We start from the raw sequence: 4,800 nt of genomic DNA on the forward strand, positions 1-4,800 counted from the left end.
GAAAATTTAATTTTACTCATATCCACTATTTCCTCCAAGATAATTTTAATTATACATAAAAAAGTACCTATAAACTAGACACTCTTTTTTTATGTGTCCATGTTATAGGTACCATTTTAAAATATTAGTTAGCAACTTAACTCTTTTTCTATATAATTCTATATACTATTATTGACTACTCTTTGAATATGCATACTTAAATATACTATCTCAGCATCCTCTACATCATAATCATATTGCTTTTTTAAAAACTTCTTAATCTTTATGGCACACTTATATGATTTATTATACTGCTTTTCTATTAGTTTTAAAAATTCATCTTCATTATTCTCGATTTTGATGTTATTAAACAATCTATGTGAGAAAAATTTCAAGTGAGTGATAAGCCTATCATAAGATATATCATTTTCTCTAAACTCTAACTTAAACGTCTTTTCAATAATGCCACTCATTTCTTGTACTAACTTAGTAACTGCTAACGTCTCTGTAACTTCAACATTATTCAAAGCATTTATAAAATGGAAAGCTATAAAACCAGCCTCATCCATTGGTAACTCCACTCCAAATTTAGAGTTAATATATTTTAATGCCCATACCCCTTCATCATATTCTTTTTTATGTATTCTTTTTATTTCCCACAAAAGATTATTTTTCACCATCATATTATCTTTATATCTTTTTAATGCAAAAGATATATGATCAGCTAAAGATAAATAGATATGATCATTTAATTTGCAATTGAACTCAGATTCACAATGCGAAATTATAGCTTCTGAACACTCTAATACTTCTTCTGGTATATTTTTAAGCATGTTTTTAACTTTGTCAATTCCGCCTTCATCTTCTAGAGTAAATATTTTTTCTATTCTGTTTTTATCTACTTCTTCTCCACTTTTTTTCCCAAAAGCTACCCCTCTTCCCATAATGACCATTTCATTATTAGTATCAGGATCTATGGTAGTTACAGCATTATTATTAAGAACTTTTAATATTAGCATACCAATCACTCCACGTTATATTAATTTACAATAGCAATACATGCATAGTATATTATAAATTTATATGAAAAAAAACAAAAATTATGTCTTAATGAAAATAAAAAAAGGAGCGAAGTTTCGCTCCTTTTATTTTATGGACTATTGTAATTCTACAACAGCTCCAGCTTCTTCTAATTTAGCTTTCATTGCTTCAGCTTCTTCTTTAGCAACGCCTTCTTTGATAGCCTTAGGAGCTCCATCTACGATTTCCTTAGCTTCTTTTAATCCTAAACCAGTTAATTCTCTAACTGCTTTGATTACTTTGATTTTTTCTTTAGCTTCTTTTAAGATTACGTTGAATTCAGTCTTTTCTTCAGCAGCAGCACCACCAGCAACTGCACCAGCAACTGCTACAGGAGCAGCAGCTGAAACTCCGAATTCTTCTTCGCAAGCCTTAACTAATTCATTTAATTCTAAAACGCTCATGTTTTTTATAGCTTCAATTATTTGATTCTTATCCATTATAAATTGCACCTCCGAAATTTTTAAATCTAATATTCTTTAATGTTTAAATTCACATTAAGCTTCTTGTTCCTTCTTTTCGCTTATAGCACTTAATAAGTAAGCAAAGTTTGATACTGGAGACTTGATGCTTCCAAGGAACTTCGCAATAAGTACTTCTCTTGAAGGAATTTCAGCTATTTGCTTAATTGTTTCAGTACCATATACAGTACCTTCAACTATACCAGCTTTTAATTCAATAGCCTTATGGTTTTTACCAAATTCATTTAATAATCTAGCTGGTGCAGTAGCATCTTCGTAACCAAAAGCAACTGCTACTGGTCCTTCTAAATGCTCTTCTAATCCTTCAAAACCTAATTCCTTAGCAGCTAATAATACTAAGTTGTTTTTGTAGATTTTGTATTCTACTCCAGCTTCTCTTAAAGTCTTTCTTAACTCTGTATCTTCATCAGCTTTGTTACCTTGATACTTTGTTAATACTATAGACTTAGCATTTTGCATTTTTTCTTTTATTTCTTGAACTTTAGCTTCTTTAATAGTTCTATTATTGCTTGCCATCTACGTCCACCTCCTTACAGATTTGACCTGTATAATAATTAAAGGCCTCCCCGTAGACACAAGAAGAGACCATAGTAATCTATTAGTCAGCTACCTCGGTAGGTTGTTTTCACGTTACGGCATAGCCACCTACTGTCTACGGATGAGCACATTATATTTCATTTTCACACGAATCATATATTAACATAATAATTATGTTATGTCAATAATAATTAGTCTAAAACTCTGTTTGGGTTAAGTTTGATTCCAGGTCCCATTGTGCTAGAAACTGAAACAGACTTAATGTATTGTCCTTTTGCTGCTGCTGGCTTAGCTTTGATTAAAGCTTCCATTAAAGTGTGGAAGTTTTCCTTTAACTTTTCAGCTCCAAAAGATTTCTTTCCAACTGGAACGTGAACGATAGCTGTTTTATCAACTCTATATTCAACTTTACCAGCTTTAATTTCTTCAATAGCCTTAGTTACATCAAAAGTAACTGTTCCTGATTTAGGGTTTGGCATTAATCCCTTAGGTCCTAATACTCTACCTAATCTACCAACAACACCCATCATGTCTGGAGTTGCTACAACTATATCGAAATCAAACCAGTTTTCCTTTTGGATTTTATCAGCTAATTCTTCAGCACCTACAAATTCTGCACCTGCAGCTTCTGCTTCTTTAGCCTTTTCACCCTTAGCGAAAACAAGTACTCTTACAGACTTACCAGTACCATGTGGTAATACTACCGCACCTCTTACTTGTTGATCTGCATGTCTTGGATCTACACCTAATCTAACATGTAGTTCAATAGTCTCATCAAATTTAGCTTTAGCTGTTTTTATAGCTAAATCCATAGCTTCATCAGTTGAGTAAAGAACATTTTTATCTATTAGCTTTACGCTTTCAACATAATTCTTTCCCATGTCTTATCCTCCTTTGTGGTACTAACGGTTGTTACCTCCCACTAATTTACAATGTTATTATTCTACTACTTCGATACCCATACTTCTAGCAGTACCAGAAATCATGCTCATAGCAGCTTCTAAAGATCCAGCATTTAAATCTGGCATCTTTAATTCAGCAATCTTCTTGATTTGTTCTGTAGTAACCTTACCAACCTTAGTTTTGTTAGGTACTCCTGAACCACTCTCTAATCCAGCTTCTTTCTTTAATAGAACAGCTGCTGGTGGAGTTTTTAATATAAAGCTGAATGATCTGTCTTGATATACTGTAATTACAACTGGAATTGTTAATCCTGCTTGATTAGCAGTCTTTGCGTTGTATTCTTTACAGAATGCCATGATATTAACACCGTGTTGTCCTAGTGCAGGTCCAACTGGTGGTGCTGGTGTTGCCTTACCTGCTGGCAGTTGAAGTTTAATTAAACCCATGACTTTCTTAGCCATAATTTACACCTCCTGAATTGTGGTATGGCGGAATAAATTCCTCCCACTATTAAAGGCTAACGCCTCAATAGCTAATTAGTCTATTTTTTCTATTTGTTTAAATTCAAGTTCAGCTGGGATTTCCCTGCTAAACATATTAACTAATGCTTTTACTTTGCCCTTATCGTGATTTATTTCCTCGATAACAGCACTCATTCCTTCAAAAGCTCCATTAGTTATACTAACAGTTTCTCCTACCTCCAAGTCTATTGCAATGGTATTAAGATTTATACCCATAGCTTCAACCTCTTCATCGGTAAGTGGTACTGGTATCTTAGGATCAGGTCCTACAAATCCAGTAACTCCTCTAGTATTTCTAACTATATACCAAGTCTCATCGTTCATCATCATATGAACAATTACGTAACCTGGGAAAACCTTTTTCTTAGTGATTTTTGTTTCACCATTCTTTTCCTCAGCTTCTTCTTCCTCTGGAACAATTATATCTGGGATAAGTTCTCTAAGGTTTCTGTTTTCTATAGTTTTTTCTAAGTTAGCTTTAACTTTATTTTCATATCCTGAATACGTATGAACAACGTACCATCTCAGTTTATCACTCATTTTACTCCACGAAATAACCTTTGTTATTTCATAACCTCCTTTTACTTAAAGATAGCTTGATAGAGGTTACTAAAACCAAGATCCAACAAAGCCATAGCAATGACAAATATGCCACACACAACCACTACTGATAGTGTCGCCTTTTGAATGTCTTCTTTTGTAGCCCAAGTTATTTTCTTTAATTCAGATACTACTCCCTTTATAGCTCTAAAAGGAGATTTTTTATGACCTGATTTTGCTTTTTTAACTTTTTTATTTTCCTTAACATCCATAATTCTTACACCCCAACTTAATTTAGTGGATTACTTTGTTTCTTTATGAAGTGTGTGCTTGTGGCAGAATTTGCAGTATTTTCTTGACTCTATTCTATCCGGGTCATTTTTCTTGTTTTTCATCGTATTATAATTTCTTTGCTTACAATCTGTGCATGCTAGTGTTACCTTCACTCTCACAATCAACACCTCCTACTTATCACAAGTTAAAAATATATATCATTTACATTTTTCACTTAAAGTTACTTATAGTAATGTACCATAAGAGAATATTCATGTCAACTAATTTATATTTTCCACTTTTTTATTATTATATTATCTTTATAAACAGACCAAGTTTTCGCTTGGTCCATTATAAACTTTCTTGATTATTCAACGATAGAAGTAACAACTCCTGAACCTACAGTTCTTCCACCTTCTCTGATAGCGAATCTTAAGTTTTCATCCATAGCTACTGGAGTGATTAACTCAACGTTCATATCGATG

9 protein-coding genes and 1 other annotated feature are annotated in these 4,800 nt (G+C 32.8%); all 9 genes read right to left on the reverse strand.

Annotation, left to right across the window (positions count from 1 at the left end):
• Positions 1–158 precede the first annotated feature (158 nt).
• Positions 159–998: a BglG family transcription antiterminator LicT gene (gene licT, locus KQI30_RS16440; RefSeq protein WP_216464432.1), complete on the reverse strand. Its 840-nt coding sequence runs from the start codon at positions 996–998 to the stop codon at positions 159–161.
• A gap of 138 nt (positions 999–1,136) precedes the next feature.
• Positions 1,137–1,499 (reverse strand): 50S ribosomal protein L7/L12, encoded by a 363-nt coding sequence (rplL, locus tag KQI30_RS16445; RefSeq protein ID WP_044039398.1) that lies wholly within the window; start codon positions 1,497–1,499, stop codon positions 1,137–1,139.
• A 57-nt stretch (positions 1,500–1,556) separates the two neighbouring features.
• Positions 1,557–2,057: a 50S ribosomal protein L10 gene (gene rplJ / locus KQI30_RS16450; protein WP_216464433.1), complete on the reverse strand. Its 501-nt coding sequence runs from the start codon at positions 2,055–2,057 to the stop codon at positions 1,557–1,559.
• Positions 2,058–2,085: 28 nt separating this feature from the next.
• Positions 2,086–2,217 (reverse strand) — a sequence feature (ribosomal protein L10 leader region).
• 52 nt (positions 2,218–2,269) lie between these two features.
• Complete coding sequence (gene rplA / locus KQI30_RS16455) at positions 2,270–2,959, reverse strand: 50S ribosomal protein L1 (protein WP_216464434.1); 690 nt, start codon at positions 2,957–2,959, stop codon at positions 2,270–2,272.
• 57 nt (positions 2,960–3,016) lie between these two features.
• Positions 3,017–3,442: a 50S ribosomal protein L11 gene (rplK, locus tag KQI30_RS16460; RefSeq protein ID WP_044039401.1), complete on the reverse strand. Its 426-nt coding sequence runs from the start codon at positions 3,440–3,442 to the stop codon at positions 3,017–3,019.
• Between the two features lie 75 nt (positions 3,443–3,517).
• The gene (nusG, locus tag KQI30_RS16465; protein ID WP_216464435.1) at positions 3,518–4,042 is read right to left on the reverse strand and encodes a transcription termination/antitermination protein NusG; all 525 of its coding nucleotides are present in this window, start codon (positions 4,040–4,042) and stop codon (positions 3,518–3,520) included.
• A 41-nt stretch (positions 4,043–4,083) separates the two neighbouring features.
• Positions 4,084–4,314, reverse strand: a complete 231-nt coding sequence (gene secE / locus KQI30_RS16470) for a preprotein translocase subunit SecE (protein ID WP_216464436.1) — start codon at positions 4,312–4,314, stop codon at positions 4,084–4,086.
• A 30-nt stretch (positions 4,315–4,344) separates the two neighbouring features.
• The gene (rpmG, locus tag KQI30_RS16475; protein WP_216464437.1) at positions 4,345–4,494 is read right to left on the reverse strand and encodes a 50S ribosomal protein L33; all 150 of its coding nucleotides are present in this window, start codon (positions 4,492–4,494) and stop codon (positions 4,345–4,347) included.
• A 188-nt stretch (positions 4,495–4,682) separates the two neighbouring features.
• A partial coding sequence (locus KQI30_RS17440) for a hypothetical protein (protein WP_216462502.1) occupies positions 4,683–4,800 on the reverse strand: 118 nt, incomplete at its 5' end.

Source organism: Clostridium bornimense (assembly GCF_018917145.1).
Classification (GTDB): Bacteria; Bacillota; Clostridia; order Clostridiales; family Clostridiaceae; genus Clostridium_AN; species Clostridium_AN bornimense_A.